Raw genomic sequence first — 22,130 nt, 5'->3', positions numbered from 1 at the left:
GATGCTAGGAATTATTGTTTGGACACTACTTATAGCAATAGTAGTTAATTTATTATTAAAAAAATTTCATTTACCTACAATAATTGGGTATATTTTAACAGGTACTATAATTGCTTATGTTTTTGATTTACATAATGCTGTAAATAATCATGATTTAAAAGAAATTGCAGAGTTTGGTGTTGTCTTTTTAATGTTTACAATTGGTTTGGAATTTTCTCTTGAACATCTAAAAAGAATGAGAAAAGAAGTTTTTTTTACAGGAAGTTTACAAATTATAGTAACTACCATTTTTGTAATTACTATTTGTATGTTAGTTTTTAATTTTGATTTTAGAACATCTTTGATTATCGGTGCTGCATTATCTTTATCTTCTACAGCCATTGTTTTAAAGACTTATAATGAAACTAATGAGATAAAAAAAAGACATGGACAAAGAATTCTTGGAATCTTAATTATGCAAGATATTGCTGTAATTCCAATTCTTTTAATGATATCACTTTTTGCTGCAGATGGTGACCAAAGTGTAAGCTTCTTAATCTTTAAAACAACTATTTCAGCATTGATTTTATTAAGTTTATTATATGTTGTAGGAAAGTTTTTATTGGAACCATTTTTTGAACATGTTTCAAAATCTAAATCCGATGAACTTTTTGTAGCTTCTGTTTTACTGATTGCAATTGGGGCTTCATATTTAGCCCATTATTTTGGTTTTACTTATTCTCTTGGTGCTTTCGTTGCAGGAATGATGATTAGTGAAACTAAATTTAAGCATCAAGTTGAAGCAGACCTTACACCCTTTAGAAATCTTTTATTAGGTGTATTTTTTATAACAGTTGGAATGCAAATTAACTTTCAAGTAATAGCAAATAATATTCTAATAATTTTGATTTTACTTCCAGTATTAGTATCTTTAAAATATTTAATTATTTATTTCTTAGTAAGAATTGATGATACTAAAAGAATTGCTTTTAAAACAGCACTTTCTTTAGTTCAAATAGGAGAATTTTCCCTTGCAATTTTAGAACTTGCAAGAAGCAGAAATCTTGTAGACCCAACTCATGCTCAAATTTTAATTGTAACAATTGTAATTTCAATGATATTAACACCAATTATTTTAAAAAATCTATCTTCAATTGCTTCAAAACTTTTAGCAGAGGATACCTTGGTTTTACCAGATACTTATAATATTGATAAAGATACAAAGGGACATATAGTATTACTTGGCTATGGACACTTAGGTCAAGAAATTGCAAGTAATTTAAGAATTGATGGACATAACTATGTAATTATAGAAAGTAATTTTAAGTATTTTCAAATGGGATATGATGATAATGAACCAATAATTTATGGAAATGCCGCTCATAAACATCTTTTAGAATCTGTTAATATAAAAGATGCTTGTGCTGTAATTGTTGCTATTAATAATCCAGAAAAACTTCATTTAGTATGTGAAGTTATTAATGATTTAACTCACAATACAAAAACAATAGTCAAAGTAACAAGATTTAGTGAAAAATTAGAATTAGAATCATTGCATTTAGAACATATTATTGTTGAAGATGATGTTGTTGCTCGTGCTTTAGTAGAAGAGACTAAAGTTTGTAAAGTAGATTTTATCAAAGAACAAAATGATTAAAAAAAGTCTCATAAAAAGAGACTTTTTTTATAGCCTATTTATAGTAGTAATTATTAATATTACTCTTGTTAAGAAATCATTAAACTAATATTTATAAATGGTTTAAAAGATATTTTTATAATTTCTTTTATAAAAGGAGAAAAGTTTGAAAAAAATATTGCTTGTTGGGGTTTTATATACTTCCCTTTTTGCAGATAACTTAGATATTTTAAACAAAGACAAAAAAGAGTTAAGAGAACTTGAAAAGAAAATTTTAAAAGAGGAACATGAAAGTTCAAAAAATGAATGGATATCTCCTATAAATATAAATTCAAGTTTAAATAGAAATCATTCTTTTAGTGAAGAAACAAATAGTCTAAGTAAAGGTGTATCTTTGGGATTTTCTCAAAGTATATATGAATCAGGTGGAATAGAATTTACTATAAAGTATGCTAATGAAAAATATAAATCAGATTTTCTAGCTTGGGAAAATCAAAATAAACAGATTCTTCAAACAGTTTATGAAACTTTATTGGAAATAAATAAGATAAATATAGAATTAAAGCAAAGTGAGTATGAATTAAAAAATAAAGAAATAGAACTTACTTTAAAAAGAATTCAATATGAAAATGGTGATACTGATATTACAGAATTAAATAATGCAATTATGGCAAAAAATAGCCAATTTCAGCAAAATGTAAATCTAAAGAATTCTTTAAAGCAACAAGAATTAATCTTAGCTAAATATACAAATCTTAAATATGATGAAATATCATTAATAAATTTTGATAATATTGAAAAAGAAAAATATTTAAAGAAAAATATTGATTTATTATATGAAAACTCTTTAGTTAATTTAGCAGATACTTCTTATAAAAAGCAAAAAACAAATTATTTACCAAAAGTTAGTGTTTCCACTTCTATTTCTTATTCCCATAATGAAAACTTAGTAAGTGATGAAAAAAGTGATAATACTTCTGGGGCAATAGGGCTTAGTTTATCTATGCCTTTATATGATATCAATAAAAAACCAACTTTGGAAAAAGCAAAGCTAGAAGTTATTAAACAAAAACTTAGTCTAATAGATTTGAAAAATGAAATTTCAAAAGACTTTGATGAAACTTTAACAAAGATTGATACTTATAGAGAATATAACAAAATTATAGAAGATAATATAAAACTTTATAATGATTTAATAGAAGTAAATCAGGCATCAAATGCTGTAGGAATGTCATCTGATTATGATTTAGAGATATTAAAAAATACAAAAAAAATAAATGAGTATGATTTAGTAATAAATGATATAAATATGCAATTGGAATATGCAAAATTGTACTTTAAAATAAAGGTAAATAATTAATGGATTCAACTTTACAAGAGCAATTATATGCACATAATAAAAAAAGCTCGAAGAAAAAATATATATGGATATTAGCTGTTTTAATTTTAACTTTCTTTTTTATTTATTTATTTCTTATAAAACAAGATAATACTAATGAAGAAATCTCTTATAATACTCAAAAGTTAAAAAAAGGTGATTTACAAGTAACAGTTATGGCTACAGGAAACTTAAATCCTACAAATAGTGTTGATATTGGTATTGAAGTTTCTGGAACAATAAATGAAATTTATGTTGACTTTAATGATAATGTTGAAGTAGGGCAAGTTTTAGCAAAACTAGATACTACTAAACTTAAATCACAAGTTGATAGTTCTAAAGCTTCTTTATCTATTTCAAAGGCAAATTTAAAAGAAAGTGAAGTTAATGTAAAAAATAAAAAGTTAATTTATACAAGAACTTCTAATATGTTTAAACAGTCAAAAGGAAAATATCCTTCAATAAATGATGTTGATGATGCAAGATTTTCTTATGAAAGCGCTCAAGCTTCTTATGAAGCAGCAAAAGCCAGAGTTTTACAAGCTGAATATAATCTAAAAACAGATGAAGAAAATTTAGGAAAAGCAGTTGTAAAGTCTTCGATTAAAGGAATTGTTTTAAATAGGGCAGTAGAAGTTGGGCAAACAGTTGCAGCTTCAATGTCAACACCAACTTTATTTACTTTAGCAAAAGACTTATCTAAAATGGATTTAATAGTAAGTATTGATGAAGCAGATGTTGCAGATATTAAAGAAGGACTTAATGTTACTTTTACAGTTGATGCTTACCCTAAAGAGACTTTTAAAGGTAAAATAAAACAAGTAAGATTTAATCCTGTAGAAGAAGGTGGAGTAGTTACTTATGAAACTATAGTTTTGGTTGAAAATGAAAAGTTACTTCTAAGACCTGGAATGACTGCTAGTGCTAAAATTATTACTAAAGAGTTAAAAAATAAATTATTGGTACCAAATAGTGCTTTGAGATTTAAACCTACGGCAAAATTAGAAAAAAAAGAAAGAGGTGTGAGTCTTGTAGGTCCTCCAAGAAGAAAAAGAGCTGAAAGAAAACCAAAAGAATTAGGTAAAGCTACTTTTAAAGCTGTTTATATTTTAGAAAATAATCAAATAAAAAGAGTAATGGTTAAAGTTTTAGAAACAGATGGAAAATTTACAAGTATTGAATCAAAAAAACTTAAGGTAGATGATGAAATTATTGTTTCACAAAAGAGTAATTGATGAGTGAAAAAAAGACGATAATTGAATTTAAAGACTTAGTAAAAACCTATGGAAAAGGTGAAGCTAAAACTTATGCTTTAAATAAGGTTAGTTTTTCAATCAAAAAAGGCGAATTTGTAGCTATTATGGGGGCAAGTGGTAGTGGTAAATCTACTTCTATGAATATGATAGGTTGTTTAGATTCTCCTACTAGTGGTCAATATCTATTTGATGGAATAAATGTAGAAAAATTGAATAGAAATCAAATGGCACTAATAAGAAGAAATTATTTAGGGTTTGTTTTTCAAGGTTTTAATTTGCTTGGAAGAACAAGTGCTTTAGAAAATGTTGAGTTACCTTTAATTTATAGAAAAGTTCCTGTAAAACAAAGAAAAATGATGGCCTTTGAAGCTTTAAAAAAAGTAGGTTTAGAAAGTGTAGTTCATCATACTCCAGCAGAGCTTTCAGGAGGACAACAACAACGGGTGGCAATTGCAAGAGCAATAGTTACAAATCCTTTAGTTCTCTTAGCAGATGAACCAACAGGAAATCTTGATAGTATTAAGAGTATAGAAACAATGGATTTATTAAGAAAGTTAAATGAAGAATCAGGGATTACAATTATTATGGTAACCCATGAAGATGAAATGGCAAAATATGCAAGTAGAATAATATATTTTAGAGATGGTCATATTGAAGATAGTTTGAAAAAAGGATATAAATAATGTTAATAAATGCCTTTTTAATAGCTTTAAAAGAGATAAAAAGAAATATTTTAAGATCAATACTTACAATATTAGGGATTGTAATAGGGGTAGCTTCTGTTATTGCAATGGTTATGATAGGAGATGGTACTACTGCAAAAGTTCAAGAAGATATTTCTAAACTTGGAACAAATATGCTTACTTTAAGAGTAGGGCAGGAAAGAAGAGGGCGTGTAAGAAGTGATAATAGTGCTAGACCTTTTAAACAAGAAGATATAAATGCTATAAAAAGTGAAATCCAAAATGTAAAAGCAGTAGCCGCAGAAAATAGTAGTAGTGTAAATACTATATATTTAAATAAAAGTTATACTACTAGCATTGTAGGAACAAGTAATGATTATTTTGTAATAAAAGATTGGCCTTTAAAAAGTGGAAGAGAGTTTGATGAAAGTGAATTAAGTTTTGGACAAACTTCTTGTATTTTAGGTACAACAATAGTAAAACAACTTTTTGAAGAAGAAGATCCTTTAGGAAGTAAAATTAGACTTAAAAATTTTGGTTGCACAGTTATTGGAGTTTTAGAATCAAAAGGAGCTGCTGCTTTTGGTAGAGATCAAGATGAAATAATAGTTGTACCTCTTAAAATGTTTCAAAGAAAAATACAAGGAAACAAAGATATTAAGTCAATTCTGATTTCAATAAATGAGAGTAAAAATATACAAAGAGCTAAGAACAATATTAATTCACTTATGCAAGAAAGAAGAGCTATTAAAGTTGGTGAAGATAATAATTTTTATATAAGAGATATGGAAGATTTACTTTCAACAATGACTTCTACAACAAAAATGCTAACTTATCTTTTAGGTTCAATTGCTGCCATTTCTTTACTTGTAGGGGGAATAGGAATAATGAATATTATGCTTGTTTCAGTTACTGAAAGAACAAGAGAAATTGGTACAAGACTTGCTATTGGTGCAATGGAAAGTGAGGTCTTATTACAGTTTTTAGTTGAATCAGTTGTTTTATCAACTCTTGGTGGTATTATTGGTATTGTTTTTGGACTTTCAATAGGGTTTTCTGTTGTTCATTTTATGAGTTTACCTTTTATAATAAATACACAAATAATTTTAATAGCTTTTGTTTTTTCAACATTAATTGGTGTAGTATTTGGCTATTTCCCAGCTAGAAAGGCTGCGAGATTAAATCCAATTGATGCATTAAGGTATGAATAAAAATCACGATTAAATTCGTGATTTTTATTTAAATAGTTATTGAATATTAATAGTTGCAGATGCCGTATCTGAAATAGTAACTTCATCTTGATCTTTTTTATTATTCACTGTAAACATCCATTGTCCAAAGTTTGTTAAAACAAATTTTGCTTTACCTTTTCTAACATTAGAAAATAGAGCATTATCTCCTTTATTTAATGCACTTTTTGCAGTTACATAACCACTCTCAAGAGGTTTACCTTTATAAAGTACGTTAAAAGTAATTGTATCTCCAATATATAACTTTGAAATATCATTTGTAGGGATTAATTCCAGCTCGTGACCTACAGCTTTAGGTTGAGTCCAAGATTTATTTACAAAATAAGTTTTTGCATATACTGTATTTTTAATAGTAGATAATATCTTTTTTAAATTTCTAATTTCATCTTTACTTTTTGTTGTAAATCTTGTTTTATCATTTTTATCAAGATATTTTATAAAAGTACCTGTTTGTGTTGCTAAACTTGCAGTATATGTTCCTTTTTCTGATTCTTTACCAAAAGATATTTTTTGCATTGCAAGATTACTATCTACGATTTTTAAACTATCTTTATCATAAATATCTTTAAGACCTTTTAGGGGTTTTTTTAGAGCAATTGCTTTACCCTCAGGAGTAATTAAATCAAATGATTTAAGTTTAACTCTATCTGAAACAGAGTCCTCTATTGTCGGATTGTGACCTGTTCCTATACCTACTGTTACAAGTTTACTTCCATGTGAAGTTGCCTCAAAAGAGTTTAACCAAAAACCATGAGCTAATAATGTACTTGTTGTTATAGCTCCTGCTAGTATTAATTTTGAAATTTTCATTTTTTTCCTTTTTTATAAGATTGAAATTAATAGTGAGATTATAAATAACACTATCGTTAACTTGATAATAATTTTAGGTTTATAGGTATAAATAAAAGCAATTAATAAAGTTAAAACTGCCAATATACCTACTAAATATGTTAAGCCTAAAGAAATACCTAAATCATTTATCAAAATGATTAGTGAACAAATTAAAAATATATATCCTAAGATTTTTGCAATATTTTTAAAAACTTTGTTTACATCTTTTTTTATTACCTCCTTAAAGTGTTTTTCTAATGAAAAAGAGAATAATATTAAACTAAGATATGCTAAATATGTACCTATTATCATTTTTGTTCTCCTTTTCTTTTATCTTTTCTTATTAGAATAAATCGTACAAGTAAAAATACTAATGCAATAAAGATAGAAAAAATATCAAAATATATAAAAATATTATCTCTATTGATAATTTGAGTGAAACTATCAAATACAACTATTGCATTTAAAATAGGTATTATAAAAAATAATACAGTTGCAAAAAGTAGTTGTTCCTTCCATGCTTTTGAAGTATTTCTAAGGAAAGCATGAATGTATGAAAGTAACCAAGCAATAAAGAATATAGATATTTCTAAAGACCTTCTTTCATTTTCTTCAATTACAATAACTCTATTGGCAATAAAGAAAATAGCAATAGCAATAAATAATCCCATAATAGTACCAAGGTTTAATTTTTCAACAAGCCAAAAACCAAAACTTTTATCCTTAAGATTCTTTTTCTTTCTTTTTTCTATCCATAATACAAGTCCTGTTCCTGCTATAACAGTACCCATAATCCCTGCAAGGAAGAAAACAAATCTTAAAGTAGAATCAGCAAATTTTGCTTCATGTAAAGACCTAAATGCTGTATTGGTATTTAAAACCACACTATCTATTACAGGTGGATTTACTTCTTTTATCAACTCTGTTGTTCTGGCATTATATGTAATAGATTCTCTAGCCATGCGGTTACTAAACAGAGTACTTGGGTCTTTTGGAGTAATCTCGACAAAAGTATTATTTCCTTTTTTTACAATAGAAAAACCACCTATATTTTCAGGCCAAATCTTTTCTGCTTTATTTAAGATTGTCAATAGTTTTTCTTTTGAAATATTATTAGAAAAGGTATTCTTTTTTGAAAGAGCAATTTGTCTACTTGCATTTGTACTTATTAATCTTTGTGCATTTTTATTATTTTGATATCTATTTATATCTCTTAACGCATAAGCATTTACAATTCTGTTAATATTTTTATTTTCTTGTTCCTCGAATGTTTTTACTACTTTTACTCTATTCTCTTTTTGAGATTTAGCCTTCTCTTTATTTATATCTTTATTAGAATCTGTACTATATGCACGCATAATATCTTGCCTATAGGCCATAAAGTCATTTCCATAATAAGCTTTCATCCCATAAGGAAACATTAGATTTCCAAAGAGTAAAAGTCCAGAATAAGTAATCATTATTAAAAAAGGTAAAGCAGCAACGGCAGGAAGAATATGAGCATCCATCCAACCTCTTGTATTGTTTTTTGGTCTAAATGTAAAAATATCCTTGAAAATTCTTTTGTGAATAAGTATTCCTGTGATGATTGCAACAAGCATAGCCATTGTAGCAATTCCTACAATCCATCTACCTATAAGTTTAGGAATACCATAAAGTTCAAAGTGAAATCTATATAAAAAGTTACCACCTGCTGTTTTTGTTGTATCTTCTATCAACTCTCCAGTAGTTGCATCATAATATATAGATGGAGTTCTTCTTTTTTTTACTCTTTTTTTATTTTCATTACTATTTTTAGCTTGACTATTTGTTTTTTCTGATTTTTGTGTTCTTTGTTTTTTTTGTGTTTCTGTATTAGATTTTTTTTCAGCTCTAATGGCTATTAAGTTATTTCTACTATCTGGTAAAGTAACACTTACATTATCTGATTTATTAGTATTTTCAATAGCTTTATCTACAGCTATTTGTATAGTTTTTTCAGAAACTTGTGATTTATGAAATTCAGGTTTCATCCAAAGATTTATTTCTTCTCTGTAATAAGCACTTGTTCCTGTTACAAAAATAGCAAATAAAAGCCAACCTACAATTAAACCACTCCAGGTGTGTAACCACCTCATTGATTCTCTAAAACCTTTTTCCATTGTTAACCTTTTATTCCGACTAAACAAGTATTAATTAAAAAAAGATTTATACATATAAATGTAAGTTGAATCAGTAAACTTTTTAATTGTACACTACTAAAAGAGTATAGGATAAAACCTAACCACACTAAAAATGACATCATTGTCGCAAATGAAATTGCTTCTACTTTATTCGAAAAGGGCAGGGCAAAGGTCAAAGTCACTGTTACCAGAGAAGCTAATAAATAGCCCCCAAATCCTGCTGTTAAAATTCTGAGTATTCCCATTTTATTTCCCATGTTTATTTTATTACAATATTAACAATTGTTATCAAATTGAAATAATACTAATAAAATATTAATTCAAAATTAACAAATATTAACGGAATATTAATAACTTTTTCTATATTAAAATATTTAATTTTATAGAGTTAATAAATTATTTTAGTATGAAAAAATGATTAAAAAATGATAGTTCATATGCCCAAGTCAAAAATTCGCAAAAGACTTGGGCAAAGATATTTATCTAGATATTAAAATTTAATATTTTAGAATGTATAATTTAGACTAATCCAAAAGTTTCTACCAGCCGAAATATTACTATATTGCTCATAATAGTAAGGTGTTCTACCTGAACCTTTTGCAATGGCATTGTATTCCATAAAGTTTTTATCAAATAGATTATTAACTCTACCATTAAAAGTTAGATTTTTATTGACTTTATACGAAGCACCTAGATTCCAAATAGAGTAATCTTTATAATATAAATCTTTGTATTCTGTACCAGATTTATATCTTGAATTAAACCTGTCTTTTTCTCCTCTATATTGTAAATAAGTATTTAAATCAGGTATTATTTGATAGTCTAAAGTAGCACTATACATATGTTTAGGACTACTTGTAAGAGGTCGTCCATTTGTAGAAGGATCATCTGATTGAATTTCTGAATCCATATATGTCCAGTTCATTTTAATAGATAAATTATCTAAAATAAAGTATTTTCCAGCAATTTCAAGTCCTAAGATTTCTGCTTCCCCAACATTTTGTTTCATTTTTGGATCATAACCTAAATCAAGCCATTCTTGTGCTATACCACCAATAGCATCATCACTTTCAATTTTATCTTCAAAATCATTTTGAAATACAGTTATATTAAAATTGTGTTTATCTGGATGTTCATAATAAACTGCAATTTCTTTACTTAAACTTTCTTCTGGTTGTAAGTCAGGGTTTCCTATCCAAGGAGAAGTTCCTTGTCCTCCAAATCCTGTAACTCCTTCTTGTAAGTCAGAAGTTTTTGGAGTTTTATACCCTGTAGCAACACCACCTTTAATTGTCCAGCTATCATTTAATACATATGTTAAGTATGCTCTAGGACTAACATGACTTCCAAAGTCTTCATGTTTATCATACCTTGCCCCAATTGTAAAAGTTAGAGGATCTGTAATATTCCAGCTATCTTCTATAAAAGCAGAGTATTGATAATACTCTTTTTCTCCATCTGTTTTCCCTTCATTCATACCAAAAACACCATCTTTCATTGAAGCTTCCAAATATTCTGCACCCATTACAATATAATGGTTTTCTAATGGAAGTTCATATTTTGCACTAAATGTTGTATTTTTTGATTCTAAAGCTCTTATTGGTCTAGGCATAAGTCCTGCAAAAACTGGGTCTTGTAAAGCTTCATCTACATCTGCCCAGTTAGATTTATTTTCTTCAATATATTGTCTTTGTTCTGCAGTTAAAGGTAGACTTCTTCCTAAATTCTTTGATTCTATGTGATGAATACCTACTGTACTTCTACCTAAGCTCCAATCTGCTTCCCAAGATAAAGAGTATTGTTCTCTTTCCATTCTTTGATATTCTGCATATCCAACTCTTTGAGTATCATAGATTGTATCATAGCTATCTATTGTTCCTACACTACCTGTTGTGTTATCATATTTTTGTTTTGCAATATCAAAATCAGCTCTAATAGTATGATTATCATTTGGAGTAAATGTTAAACCTGTACCAAATGTCCAATTCTGGTTATCCATTGTTTTCCCATTACCACCAAAACGACTATTTGATTTACTAGAATCTTCAATTACACCATTATTGTTAAATGAGTCTTTATCCCATTGGGGTTTTGATTCTTCTTTATCATAATAGCTTCCTCTAATGCTAATTCCAAGTTTATCTTTAATAATTGGCCCTATAATAGCAACATCTGTAGTTGCTTGATTTCCCCAATAACTTTCTGTTTGGAAAGTTTGACCTTTTGTTATTGAACCAGACCATTCATTTGCAATTTTTTTAGTAATTATATTAATTACACCACCCATTGCATCTGCACCATAAAGTGTACTCATAGGTCCTCTTACAACTTCTATTCTTTCAATCATTGATAAAGGTGGAATATTTGCAAATTGTAATCCACCAAAGCTATTAGGATAGATATCGCCGTTATTATTTTGTTTTCGTCCGTCAATTAATACAAGTGTATAATCAGAACCCATACCTCTTACGCTAATAGTACCTTGTCCAGATTTATCTGTAGTTTCTCCAATATCTACACCTTCAATATCTTTTACTGCATCTAAAAGATTTGTATAGGCTTTTTTATTAAGATCTTCTTGTGTGATTACTGAAATACTTGCAGGTGCATATACGAGTTTTTGTTCATATCCTGCTGCACTAGTTACTGTTATGTCACCTAGGTTTGAAGTTGATTCATTTGCATTTAATATACTTAATGAAGCAATTGCTGCTAATGAAAGTAGACTTTTTCTATTATTCATTGTGTCATCCCTTGTTTAAAATTGTAATTAATTTTACTAATTAAAAATGACAGAATAATGATTTTTTTGATAATTATTATTATAATCATAGAAGAGCAAGCTAAAATTCGTTAAAGGCTTGCTCTTTTATGAAAAGATATAGTTTAATTAAACTATATCTTTATCTTAGAGATATGCTAGAATTTGATATTCATAGCAAAACTATATCTTCTTCCATCCAAAATATAGTCATAGCCATCTTCTGTTGTTACTTCTTTATTGGTTAGGTTATAAATACCTGCTTTTAAAGAGATATTTTTTGCAATTTCATAAACTAACCCTACATCAGCAAAAGTATAAGATGGTTGTCTATTTAACTCTCCGCTACGTGAAACACTTCCTGCTGTCTTACTTCTATAATTCACTTGTGTCCATAAGTTAAGTTTTCCTGTTGCATCCCAATCTAAACCTGCATTAAACATATGTTCAGAAACATTATTTAAAGGTTTACCTTCATTTGAACCTGATTTTTGTTCAGAATCAGTATATGTATATGAATGTCTGTATAATAATTTGTCTGTAATATTATAGTCAGTTGTTAATTCAATACCTTGAATTTCTGCTTCATCTACATTTTCATAAGCAGTATAACCATATTGATGAGGTTCGTAAACTGTACCTTTGTATGAGCAAGCTTCATCTGGATCACATATTCTTCCTGTTCTTTGAATTTTATCTTCAAAATCTGTATGGAAGGCAACTATACTTCCTTTTAATCCTAAATCATAGTCATTATATGCTAAGCCTACTTCATAGTTTAAACTTTTTTCAGGAGTTAAATCAGGGTTACCAATCATTACTCCTCCTCTTGAAACACCTGCAAAATCTGGAGCTGCTTGTCTTAAAGAAGGTGCTTTGTATCCTGAAGTAACTCCACCTTTTACAGTTAATTTATCAGTTGCATGATAAACAGCATATGCTTTTGGAGAAAAGTTACTACCAAAATCTTCATTGTCATCATATCTTCCACTAAGTGTTAAAGCTAAATCATCAGTGATAGACCACTCATTTTCTGCAAATAGTGACCATTGGTATCTTTCCATTGTAACGATACTATCATTTAATGAACTAGTTGCTCCATCTTCTAGGTTTTCATCTTTATAATTTAAACCTACAGAAGTAGTATTTTTATCAAAGAAGTAAGTTCCTTGAGTATTTACTGTAAGAGTATCAAATTCTATACCATTCCCTGTGCTAGAGTTTGTTCTTGAAGGATTTTTGGCTTTATCATAATTAATATATGAGTTTATAAGAAATTTATCATAATTTGCTTCGTGTGTTAATGAATAATTGTACTTAATTGATTTATAATAAGTATCTTCAGTACCTTCTTCTAAACTTTTTCCTTCATTAAATGCTCGTTCTTGTACAGTATAAGTATAACCTGCTGTGATTGTATTATTATCATCTGGTGTAAGAGTAAATTTTGTTCCAATATTTTTTCTTTTGAATTCTGGATCACTACTTGCTGTTTCAGCAGTAGTTGTTTGAAAATTACTTTCATCTTGGTTTAAAAAAGAACCATTGAGAGAAACTGATAATAAATCTTTTACGATAGGTGCATTAATGTATACATTTGTTTGTAGTGAGTCATTATTTACTTTATTTGAGGAATCAGCTTTTACATATTCTGTTGAAATACTTGCACTAACTTTATCCATATTTCTTTTTGTAATTATATTAATAACTCCACCCATAGCATCTGAACCATACAATGATGAAGCTGGACCTCTAATAATCTCGATTCTTTCTATACTATCAATTGATGGTAAGAAATTCATTTGAGCTCCAGCAAGGTTTCCATTTAGTTCAAAGGCTCCTGTTCCTTGCATAGGTTTTCCATCAATTAAAAATAGGGTATAGTCAGTTGCCATACCTCTAATCATAATACTTTGTTGAGAACCTCCACCATTGATATAAACTCCTGGTACATTTTTAAGTGCATCTGTTACATCTGTATATGATTTTTTTTGTAATTCTTCAGCTGTAATAACTGAGATAGTAGCAGCAGCATCAGCAATATTTTGTTCAATACCTGCTGCACTAACAACTGTTACATCAGCAACTTTTGCTGGTTCATTAGCATTTAATATACTTAGTGAAGTAATAGCTGCTAATGAAAGTAAATTTTTTCTTATTTTCATAAATAACTCTCCTTAAAGTTTTGATAAGAGTATTGTAATAATAAAAAATGACTAAAAAATGATATTCTTGATAATTAGTATTAAAATTAATATAAAGAATCAAAAGTTTTTTATCTTTATTCTTTATATTAATAAATTGGTTAAAAGTTATAATTTAGAGCAAAATTATATCTTCTTCCATCAAGTGTTACTCCATAGTCTGCATTTGTAATTTGTTTATTTGCAACATTGTATACTCCTGCTTTAAGAGTTAAGGCGTCTGTTGCTTTATATACAATTCCTAAATCAGCCGTACTATAAGCTGGAGTTTCAGGTTTTACTTGTGTACCATGGTCAAAGGTTAAATATTCTGAAGATTTTCCTCTATAGTTAAATTGTCCCCATAAATTCCACTTTGAAGTTGGTTGGTAATCTAAAGTAAAATTAAACATATGTTTTGGAGTTTTATTTAAAGGTTGACCTGAAAGGTCGATTTCTCTATCTGTACCTTTATCAAATACTGCTTCTTTTATCTCAGATTTTGTGTAAGTATAACTAATCCCTGTTTGTAAGTTATCTAAGATATCATAGTTACCTGCAAGCTCTATACCTTTCATTTGGGCATCAGCAATATTTCTATACTCATTTACAAATGGATTTGTTGGTGAAGCTCCCCACTGTTCACAACCTGAATAATTATCACCAAGGCTGTCAGGTGTACAAACTCTATTTGCTACAATTTTATTCTCATAATCTGTTTGAAAGAAAACAATACTTCCAACTAATCCTAACTCTCTATTCTCATAGTGAAGTCCTGCCTCATAATTTATACTTTCTTCTGGATTTAAATCTGGATTTCCTAACCATAATCCTCCTCCATAAGGTTGTGTCCATCCTTCTGTTGCAGATGAAATTGTTGGTTGAGAATATCCTGTTGTAACTCCACCTTTTAAAGTCCAATTATCTGTTAAATGATAAACCCCATAAACTCTTGGAGATAAATGACCACTAAATAACTCATCATCATTGTATCTTAGTCCTGTTGTAAGTAGTAAATCATCAAATAAACTCCATTCCGCTTCAGTAAAAACTGCTGCTAACCATCTATCTATATTTACTAGTTTCTGTCCGGGGTCTTCAAATTCTTCAGTTTTATATTGCCCTCCAAAAGTTAATACATGTTCACCCAGAACATAATTAGACTGGTTATTAAAAATATTGTTTTTAGCAAAAACTATTTTTGTTGAGCCATCTCTATTTGTTTGGTTTCTTTCTAATTCTTCACTTTGAAAGTATGTATTTGTTGTAAGATTACCATATCTTCCATCATGAGTGATAGTATAGATATCTTTTGTATATGGATTTGTATTACTTGTTGAACCTGCTGCTAGTACGGCTTCTTGTTCTACATGATTATATCCAAGACTTATTTCATTGTTTTCATTCGGTGTAAGTATAAACTTTCCAGTAACTGATCTAACTTCTTTACCATTTACAATTCTTTCTTCTTCTTCGCCAGTTCTACTATTTGTCTGTACTTGAACTCCACCACCATCTGTTTTAGTATTTGATACATTTAATTGTAAGCCTAAAAGGTCATCTATTAATGGACCTTGAATAAATGCATTTGATGCAACTTTTTTATCACTAATATCATTATTTGACGCAGGCAATAGATATTCTATATTAAAACTTCCTGTCCATTCTTTTGTACCTTTTTTAGTAATGATATTTATTACTCCACCTAATGCATTTGAACCATATAAAGATGAAGCTGGACCTCTAACTATTTCTATTCTTTCAATCATTGAAATTGGAGGTAACATACTATTTAGTCCTGTAGCTTGCCCTGCAGTTCCTGCTGCTCTACCAAAATCTCTTCCATTTGTAACTGGTCTTCCATTGATTAAGTATAGTGTTTCCATTTCTGACATTCCTCTAATAGAAATACCTTCAGAACTTCCACTACTACCATACTCATGTGTTATATATAATCCGGGAACATTTTTAATAGCATCAGTTATACTTGTATATGACTTTTCATTTAATTTATCAGCAGTTAATACAGTGATTGAAGCTGAAGCATCTTTTACCAATTGCTGGTGACCTGCAGCAGTTGTAACAGTTACTTCACTTAATTCTTTCACATTATCAGTTGCAAATAAGTTTGCACTTAAAGTAATAACAGCTAATGAAAGTAGACTTCTTCTTATTCTCATAAATAACTCTCCTTAAAAGTTTTAGTAAGAGTATTGTAATAATAAAAAATGACTAAAAAATGATATTTATGATAATTAGTATTAAAATCATTTAAAAGAATAAAGATAAATAATATTTTATTCTTTTAAAGATTTAATTAAATTATGTACTAATAAGTAGTGCACTGGTACTAAAATTAGTGTAGTAAAAGTAGCAAATAAAATACCAAAACCTAATGAAATAGCCATAGGCACAAGAAATTGTGCACTTGTTGATTCATCAAATAGTAAAGGCATTAATCCTATAAATGTTGTTAAACTTGTAAGCATTACAGGTCTAAATCTTGCAACCCCTGCTGTTAATACTGCTTCTAGTATATCTTTTGTTTCTTCATATTTTTTATTTATATAATCAACTAAAACTAAAGAATCATTTACTAAAACTCCCATTAAAGCTAACATCCCCATGAAACTTAAAACAGTTAAATCCATACCTAAAATCCAATGCCCAACAACAGCTCCAATGATTCCAAAAGGAATAACACTCATTACAATAATAGGTTGTACATAAGATTTAAAAGGAATAGCAAGTAAAACATATATAGCAAAAACTGCAAATATAAGTGAATAAAGTAAAGAATCAAAGGTTTCTGCTTGTTCCTTTTGTTCTCCTTCAAAACTGTATTTTACTCCTGGATATTTTGTTAGTAAAGTATCTATATAAGCTGATAAATCACTTTGTAGTGCAAACATATTTGTATTTACTTTATCTATATCGGCTGTAACATTTATAGTTCTAAATCTATCTGTTCTATTTATAGCTGATGGACCTTTGTTTGGTACTAATGTAGCAATATTACTTAAAGGAATTTTATCATCATTTTTTGTTGTAATAATAAGTTCATTAAGGTTTGCAATAGATTTTCTATCTTCTTTTGGAAATCTTATCATTACTTTTACATCATCCCTACCTCTTTGAATACTTTGTACTTCAATCCCATAAATTGCAGCTCGTACTTGTTGAGAGATTTCTTGTTTTGTTATACCTAAAAGTTTTCCTTGTTTAGTAAGTTCAATTTTTAATTCTTCTTTTCCATCTGATAAGGAATCACTTATATCAAAGACTGTTTCAAAATTTTGTAAGTATTTTTTTATTTCATTTGCAACAGTACTTAGAGTTTGCATAGAAGAACCTACTAGTTGGATATCTATTGGATCTCCTCCTCTTCCTCTTTCTGATCTGAATTCTACATTCTCAGCTCCAATAATTGCTCCTGATAGTTGTCTCCATTCTCTAGCTAATTGGGCAGAAGTTACTTTTATCTCTCTTTTTTCAGGGGGAGTTATTTCAAATTGAACCCGTCCTTCATTACTAACTCCTCCTCTTCCTCCTGTTTGAGTCATAATATTTTTTATAACACTTTCATTTGTATTAGTATTTTTATATTTTTCTTTTAGTTTTTCAGCTGTATTTGTTAAATGAATTATATGTTTATTTGTAACTTCAAAAGGTGTTCCTGTAGGCATTGTTAAATTCACTCCAATTGTTTCACTAGGAACTCTAGGGAAGAAAATAAATTTTGTCCAACCACCTAATATAAGAGCTATGATTAATGTTAAAATAGATGTAAAGATACTTATAGTTATAAATTTATTATTTATTGCTAAGTTTAAAATTGGCTTATAGTATTTTAAAATTACTCTTTCAAAGCCATCTGCAAATTTATGTTGGAGTTCTTCAAGTTTTGAAGTTTTACTTTTCTCTTCTCTTAGTTTTATATGTTTTAAATGGGCTGGCAAAATAAATTTTGATTCAATAAGAGAAAAAATTAATACGGGGATTACTACATAAGGAATTTGGGTAAATAAAGTACTTCTATCTCCTTCTACAAAAGCAAGAGGTGCAAATGCTGCAATAGTTGTTAAAATACCAAAAGTTACTGGTCTTGCAATTTCTTTAGTTCCTTGAATTGCAGCCATTTCTCCTGATTCAGAATTTTTTAAATGGGTATAGATATTTTCTCCTGTAACAATTGCATCATCAACAACTATACCTAGAACTAAAATAAAGCCAAAAAGGCTTAAAGTATTTAAAGTTACATCAAATACAGGCATTATAAAAAAAGCTCCAGCAAAAGATACTGGAATTCCTAAGAAGACCCAAAATGCAATGGCAGGTCTTAAAAATAGGGTTAATAAAACTATAATTAAAATACTTCCTTGTACAGCATTACTTAATAAAATTGATAATCTATTTTTTACAATCAAGGAATCATCATCCCAATAGCTAAGTTCAAAGCCATAAGGTAGAGATAGTTGTTTTTCTTCTATAAATCTTTTTACTGTATCTGCTACTTCAATAGCACTTTCATTTCCTACACGATAAACATCAATAAAAACAGAGTTTTTACCATTTAGTCTACTTCTAAGAGGAGTTTCTTCAAAGCCATCAATGATAGTGGCAATATCTTTTAATCTAATTATTGAACCATCACTATTTGTTTTCACAATAATTGATTCAAATTCATCTTTTGTATAAGCTTGACCTTTTAGTCTTACTAAAATATCTCCACCAGTAGTTTTTAAGTTTCCTGCTGATAAATCAATACTTGAATTTGAAATAGCTTCAGAAATATCATTTATAGTTAAATCATATTGTAATAAAGTATCTTGAGAAACTTCTACACTAATTTCATAGTCTCTTACTCCACTTAATTCAGCTTGTGTAACTCCAGGTAGTTGTACAATGTTATCTCTAATATCTTGAGCATATTCTCTTATTTCTTTTTCTTCATAATCACTTGAAAGTGTTACAACTATAACTTCTCTTTTTCTAAGGGTTTTTTCAATAATAGCTTTTTCTGCATCTTCAGGAAAGGTATTTATTGCATCAACTCTATTTTTAATTTCTGCTAATAAATCTTTAGGGTCATAACCTTTTGCAATTTCTGCATTTACTGTGGCTTTTCCTTCAGATGAAGTACTTTTTATTTGTTTAATTCCTTCCAAATCAGCAATAGACTCCTCTATCCTAATTGTAAGACCTTGTTCAACATCCTCGGGTGTAGCACCTTTTAATGTCATATTTATAGTTACTTCATCTTTTTCAAAAGAAGGGAATATTTCTAAAGGAATTAATTTAAATAAAGAGAATAGTCCAAATACAACAATTGTAACCATAAGTAGGTTTGCTGCGACACTATTTTTTGCAAACCAAGCAATCATTATTTTTCGCCTTTTTGATTTAGTACTTTTACTTTTGTTCCTGAACTAACTTGTCCTAAGGTGGTTAAAACTAGATGATCTCCTTGTTTTAAACCTTTTTGAATCAAACTATTTTTATCATCTTGCCAAAGTATTTCAATATCTTTTCTAAGTAACATACCATTTTTTTCTAAATATACATAAGAACTTTGATAAATAGAATCATTAGGAATAATAATTACATTTTTTAGTTCTTTTGCTTCAATTTTTGCTGATAGATATTCTCCAATTTTTATTTTTTCATTATTATCTTTTATTTTAGCTATTAAATATAATTGTTTAGTATTTGAATCTATTGTACTTTCACTTCTTACAATTTTTCCATTGTATTGTTCTTTCGAAGTTTCAGATATAAAAACTACTTTATTATTTTTATTAATATCTATCAATTTTAAATCTTTATTTTTTATTGGTAGTCTAATTTCTATGGCAGAATTTGAAAAGATAGTTCCTATTTGTTCATTATTTGCTATTACTTGAGCGATTGAAATATTTTTTTCAATAACTCTTCCTTTATAAGGAGCAAGAATTTTAGTTCTTTGTAAATTTAGTTTTGCTTTTTCTAAATTAGCTTGTGCTGCAATTACATTTGCTTTTGCTGATTCAAGTTGAGGAATTCTTAATACTAAACTATTTGGTTCTTCATTTATATTAAATTTTTCCCAATCTTCTTTTGCTTGTTTAGCTTTTGCTTCTTCTTCCAATAAAGCTTGTTTAGCTAATAAAAGTTCAGCCTGTGCTATTTTTACATCTGCTTTATAATCAGTATCTTCAATTTGAACTAAAAGTTCTTTATTTTTAAAGAAACCTCCATTTTTAAAATTTTCATTTACATAAATAATTTTACCTGAAACTTGCGAACTTAAAGTACTTTGTGTTTCAGCTTGTGCTGTTCCAAAACTATCAAGTTTAACTAGAAAGTTTTTGTACTTAAGTTTTTGTATTTCAACTTCTACTTTTGAATTTTTAGGAGTTTGGGTTCTTGCTTTTGGTGGATTTGTAAATATTATATATACTATAAGAATTGTTAATATAATTATAATAAAGGGTATTAATAGTTTTAAAGATTTTTTCATAATTTTTTACTCCTTAGATTCTTCTTTAGACAAAAAATCTCCACCTAATGCTTTGTGAAGATTTATTTTATTTTCAATAAGTGATTTTTTTATTTGTATTAATGATGCTTGTGTTTCATAAAGGCTTTCTTGTAAGTTCAAAACAGTTGTATACTCCACTAATCCTTTTAAGTATTGATTAAAAGATAAAGAAAGAGCTTTTTGAGCATTTATATTTGAATTTTTTAGAATCTCAAATTCATCTTTTAGATTTTTTTCTTCTTCAATGAAATTTTCAATTTCAACAAAAGAACTATAAATAGTATTTAAATACTCAAATTCAGCTTTTTTTAGTTCAAAGTATGCAATTTTTTCTTTTGCTTTTAACTCTCCTGCATTGAAAATAGGAGCAGTTAATCCTGAAATTAAAGACCAAGTAGAAGGTAAACCATCATTTTTAATATTCTCAATAGAAGCAGATATATTTAAGCTAGGTAGCCTTTGTTTATGGGTATATGCAAGTGTGAAATCTTTTGATAATAAAGCATTCCAGGAAGCGACTATAGAAGACTTTCTTTCAATTATTTCAGAAGGTATACCAAGTTTAATATTTTCATTAAGTATTGGTAAGTTTTTATTGATATCAAGCTTGCCTTTTGGATATTCGCCTAAGAGTTGTTCTAATTTATAAATTGCTTGGGCTTTTACATTTTTAATATCTGTGATTTTTGATTGTTGAGAATAAATACTATTTTTAGCTAATAAAGTATCTAATGCTTCACTTATTCCCTGTTTATATCTAGAAAGGGTTAGCTCATAATAGTTTTCTGCTGTTTTTAAATTCTTCTTATATAAATCAAGTAATCTATTTGATTCTATAATTTCATAATATAATAATGTTACATCTGTAATAAGTTGTTGCTTAGCTTCTTTATATAATGCTTTTGTTTCAAGGAGATTCATATTACTTGCTTTACTTGAATCTGAAAGTTTATTCCATAAATCAACTTCATACTGAAAATCTAAAGAAACTTTTGAAGAACTTGGATTATTGTCTCCTTTAAAGTCTCCATCTTTTGAACTACTTGCATTTAAGTCAATACTTGGAAATAATAGACTATTTGAAGAGATTAGTTCTTGCTCTTTTATTTTTATATCATAGGATAATTGTTTTAATTCATAATTATTATTTAAAGCTTTATTTATTATTTCTAAAAGTTGTTTATCTTTAAGTGTTTTTATCCATTTCTCTTCAATTAATATATCTTTTTGATTGAAATTCTTTGGAAGTTTTGGATATTTTATATTAGTATCAAGTCTTTTCGTACTACAAGCAATAAATAATATAGAAATAAAAAAAATAAAAATTGATTTAAAGACAATACTCATTATAACTCCTACTTAATGGACAAAATTCTAATATATTAATATTAATGCTATATTAATATAATTTAAAATATTACTTTAAAAGAAAATTTTATGAGAGTATTATAAATAAAATAAATGATGGAATAATGATTTTTAAAGAAAACT

General features: G+C 27.9%; 14 protein-coding genes. 5 read left to right on the top strand and 9 right to left on the bottom strand.

Annotated features, from left to right (window positions below; all coding sequences use genetic code 11):
• The first annotated feature begins 1 nt into the window (after nt 1).
• The 5 genes from CP965_RS04950 to CP965_RS04930 all read left to right on the top strand — a co-directional run bounded on the left by CP965_RS04950 (nt 2) and on the right by CP965_RS04930 (nt 6,143).
• Nucleotides 2-1,636: a cation:proton antiporter gene (locus CP965_RS04950; RefSeq protein ID WP_129060969.1), complete on the top strand. Its 1,635-nt coding sequence runs from the start codon at nt 2-4 to the stop codon at nt 1,634-1,636.
• Between the two features lie 145 nt (nt 1,637-1,781).
• The gene (locus CP965_RS04945; protein WP_129060968.1) at nt 1,782-2,975 is read left to right on the top strand and encodes a TolC family protein; all 1,194 of its coding nucleotides are present in this window, start codon (nt 1,782-1,784) and stop codon (nt 2,973-2,975) included.
• On the top strand, nt 2,975-4,228 hold the full coding sequence (locus CP965_RS04940; protein WP_129060967.1) for an efflux RND transporter periplasmic adaptor subunit: 1,254 nt from the start codon (nt 2,975-2,977) through the stop codon (nt 4,226-4,228). The genes CP965_RS04945 and CP965_RS04940 overlap by 1 nt, the downstream gene beginning before the upstream one ends.
• On the top strand, nt 4,228-4,932 hold the full coding sequence (locus tag CP965_RS04935; RefSeq protein WP_206732258.1) for an ABC transporter ATP-binding protein: 705 nt from the start codon (nt 4,228-4,230) through the stop codon (nt 4,930-4,932). Before CP965_RS04940 ends, CP965_RS04935 begins: the two co-directional genes overlap by 1 nt.
• Nucleotides 4,932-6,143, top strand: coding sequence for an ABC transporter permease (locus tag CP965_RS04930; protein ID WP_129060965.1), 1,212 nt, complete (start codon nt 4,932-4,934; stop codon nt 6,141-6,143). Before CP965_RS04935 ends, CP965_RS04930 begins: the two co-directional genes overlap by 1 nt.
• Nucleotides 6,144-6,179: 36 nt before the next feature.
• Here the strand turns inward: CP965_RS04930 and CP965_RS04925 are convergent, their stop codons facing one another.
• From CP965_RS04925 to CP965_RS04880, 9 genes are all read right to left on the bottom strand, one after another.
• Nucleotides 6,180-6,992 carry a DUF4198 domain-containing protein gene (locus CP965_RS04925; RefSeq protein ID WP_129060964.1) on the bottom strand — a complete coding sequence of 271 codons (813 nt, stop codon included), beginning with the start codon at nt 6,990-6,992 and terminating at the stop codon, nt 6,180-6,182.
• 12 nt (nt 6,993-7,004) lie between these two features.
• Complete coding sequence (locus tag CP965_RS04920; RefSeq protein ID WP_129060963.1) at nt 7,005-7,325, bottom strand: DUF3325 domain-containing protein; 321 nt, start codon at nt 7,323-7,325, stop codon at nt 7,005-7,007.
• Nucleotides 7,322-9,154, bottom strand: coding sequence for a PepSY-associated TM helix domain-containing protein (locus CP965_RS04915; RefSeq protein ID WP_129060962.1), 1,833 nt, complete (start codon nt 9,152-9,154; stop codon nt 7,322-7,324). Before CP965_RS04915 ends, CP965_RS04920 begins: the two co-directional genes overlap by 4 nt.
• Before the next feature lie 526 nt (nt 9,155-9,680).
• The gene (locus CP965_RS04905; protein WP_129060960.1) at nt 9,681-11,918 is read right to left on the bottom strand and encodes a TonB-dependent receptor domain-containing protein; all 2,238 of its coding nucleotides are present in this window, start codon (nt 11,916-11,918) and stop codon (nt 9,681-9,683) included.
• Nucleotides 11,919-12,094: 176 nt separating this feature from the next.
• Nucleotides 12,095-14,101: a TonB-dependent receptor domain-containing protein gene (locus CP965_RS04900; RefSeq protein WP_129060959.1), complete on the bottom strand. Its 2,007-nt coding sequence runs from the start codon at nt 14,099-14,101 to the stop codon at nt 12,095-12,097.
• A gap of 140 nt (nt 14,102-14,241) precedes the next feature.
• Nucleotides 14,242-16,299, bottom strand: a complete 2,058-nt coding sequence (locus CP965_RS04895; RefSeq protein ID WP_129060958.1) for a TonB-dependent receptor domain-containing protein — start codon at nt 16,297-16,299, stop codon at nt 14,242-14,244.
• Between the two features lie 117 nt (nt 16,300-16,416).
• Entirely contained in the window at nt 16,417-19,503 is a 3,087-nt protein-coding gene (locus CP965_RS04890) for an efflux RND transporter permease subunit (RefSeq protein ID WP_129060957.1), read from the bottom strand.
• Nucleotides 19,503-20,618 carry an efflux RND transporter periplasmic adaptor subunit gene (locus tag CP965_RS04885; RefSeq protein WP_129060956.1) on the bottom strand — a complete coding sequence of 372 codons (1,116 nt, stop codon included), beginning with the start codon at nt 20,616-20,618 and terminating at the stop codon, nt 19,503-19,505. The genes CP965_RS04890 and CP965_RS04885 overlap by 1 nt, the downstream gene beginning before the upstream one ends.
• Nucleotides 20,619-20,624: 6 nt before the next feature.
• Nucleotides 20,625-21,986, bottom strand: a complete 1,362-nt coding sequence (locus CP965_RS04880) for a TolC family protein (RefSeq protein WP_129060955.1) — start codon at nt 21,984-21,986, stop codon at nt 20,625-20,627.
• Between the last annotated feature and the right edge of the window lie 144 nt (nt 21,987-22,130).

The organism is Halarcobacter mediterraneus (assembly GCF_004116625.1).
GTDB lineage: Bacteria > Campylobacterota > Campylobacteria > Campylobacterales > Arcobacteraceae > Halarcobacter > Halarcobacter mediterraneus.
This window is presented reverse-complemented; position numbering and strand designations above follow the sequence as displayed.